This window comes from Bradyrhizobium sp. SBR1B, from assembly GCF_014198205.1.
In the GTDB taxonomy this organism is placed as follows: domain Bacteria; phylum Pseudomonadota; class Alphaproteobacteria; order Rhizobiales; family Xanthobacteraceae; genus Bradyrhizobium.
The window spans coordinates 1-2,172 of the sequence record NZ_JACIHC010000069.1; the positions used below are offsets into that span (position 1 = coordinate 1).

Genomic DNA, 2,172 nt, shown 5'->3' on the forward strand with positions numbered 1-2,172 from the left:
AAGGATTAGGTCGCAAGCGTCGGCGGCACGCGACGCACTCGTTGCGTCGCAGTGTTCCAATAAGGACGTCGGCAGATTGGAATGATCCGGCGCCTGGATTCGTCGAGGCCGACCTTGTCGCGCATAGCGGTCCATCTGCGCGCGGCAGCTTCATCCAGACCCTCGTGCTCACCGACATTGCTACCGGCTGGACGGAGTGCGCTCCTCTGATCGTGCGCGAACAGACGCTGTTGAGCACGGTGCTGACGGAATTGCGCAAACAATTGCCTTTTGCGCTGCTCGGCTTCGATACTGACAATGATACGGTATTCATAAACGAGACGCTGAAAGCCTATTGCGAGGCGGCCAACATCGTCTTCACGCGTTGCCGGCCCTACCGAAAAAATGACCAGGCGTTCGTCGAGCAGAAGAACGGCGCCGTCGTGCGCAGGATAGTCGGCTATCGCCGGTTCGAGGGCCTGGAAGCGGCCAAGCTGCTGGCTGAACTCTATCGATCGGCGCGGCTGTTCGTGAACTTCTTCCAACCCTCGTTCAAATTGATAGCCAAGCAGCGCGAAGGTGCCCGTGTACGCAAGACATACAGCGCGCCGGCTACACCACACCAGCGCCTGGTAGCGGACGCCCGCACGCCTGACGCTGTCCGCCATCATCTCCAAGAAATCTATGCCGCTCTCGATCCAGTCGCATTGTTGCGCGACATCCGGGACCTGCAGGAGCGCCTCGCGGCCCTCGCTGATACCCAACCAATCGGCCATCCTACTGTGGCATCGCAACCGATCGATCGCTTCCTGGCAAGCTTGCGCACGGCCTGGAAGGACGGAGCCATGCGACCGACGGATCGGCCACTCGTGAAGGCGAAAAGAGGCCGACGTCGTCCCGACCCGCTCATCCGAGCAACGCCAGATTTACGAAAATGGTTTGAAGCTGAGCCTTGGCGGACTGGCAGCGAACTGCTCTCGCGCTTGCAGATGGAATATCCTGGAGCCTATCCGAACAAGCTTCTTCGAACCCTTCAACGTCGGCTGAAATCCTGGCGCAGCGAGCAAGCGAATGCGCTGCTGTTCGCTCCTAGCGAGAAAATGCCGCCAGGGTACGAGGTCACAACACCCCAATGACGTGCGAGGTACCAGCGGAGGAGGCCGGGCGCTCCGAAACCCCGGCCATCTCCGCACCCGGCCTCCTCCTCAACTCAGGCCAGGAGCAAAATAAATGAGGCAACCGATCGCACCCGGGAGCATCAGTACATGAGGCAATACGCCTTCCATCCTGATTGTCGCGCTACACGCTGGCTGCGCTTGCGATAATAAGGGGCTGTTCGCCGTCAGGGCCTGTGAGACAAGCAGGGGGATTTTGCGGAGGGAGGATTTCTGGTTCATCGTAGCCACCAGGAGCGAAGATGAAACAGAAATCCGGACCGGGCAAAGCGTCGGCAGACCAAGTGCTAAAGGACATTCGGCGCCAGACCCGCCGGCGGTATTCGGCGGAAGAGAAGATCCGCATCGTGCTGGAAGGATTGCGCGGCGAGGAGAACATCTCCGAGCTTTGTCGCCGAGAAGGCATTGCCGCCTCGATGTATTACGGCTGGTCCAAGGAGTTTCTCGAGGCCGGCAAGCGCCGCCTGGCCGGCGACACGGCACGAGCTGCGACCTCCGGCGAGGTGAAGGACCTCCGCCGGGAGGCCGGCGCCTTGAAGGAGGCCGTCGCCGATCTGACCCTGGAGAACCGTCTGCTCAAAAAAACGTATGGCCCGCCCCTCTGCAAGCGGTTCTTACGATGTGATCTGGTCAGTCTACGCCAACGTATCCGGTCTCGGGAGACAGTCCCGGCCAAGATGGAGATCCGCACGTTCTGGTCCTCATAAGCATGTCGGCTGAATAGCCACTTTTTTTGCCAGGTTTCCAGAACGCCGATTGACTGTCAGGCCATCTCGTTCACCCACCCGCAGACCTCATCAACCGTTCGCGCCGGGTGAACGCGACCGCCTGATCCTGTGCGCTACGACAACTAAGCGGTTGTCATAGCGAATTTTTCCCCGCTTCGGAGCACCGCGTGGATGATCCGCGCCAGCTTTGCAGCTTGTGTATTCCGATGAAGCCGGCCACTGATTCCGACGCGAAGCCGGCCAGGCATTCCGATTTCATTCCGGACGGATTTCGGTCAGCGCCTGGGTCG

At 60.1% G+C, this 2,172-nt stretch carries 1 protein-coding gene and 1 pseudogene; both read left to right on the forward strand.

Annotated features, from left to right (window positions below; translation table 11 throughout):
• Positions 1–1,115 (forward strand): ISNCY family transposase (locus GGD61_RS40060; RefSeq protein ID WP_183232543.1); only part of this gene is annotated, 1,115 nt, incomplete at its 5' end.
• A 281-nt stretch (positions 1,116–1,396) separates the two neighbouring features.
• Positions 1,397–1,744, forward strand: a pseudogene (locus GGD61_RS40065) (transposase); the annotation flags it as partial.
• Between the last annotated feature and the right edge of the window lie 428 nt (positions 1,745–2,172).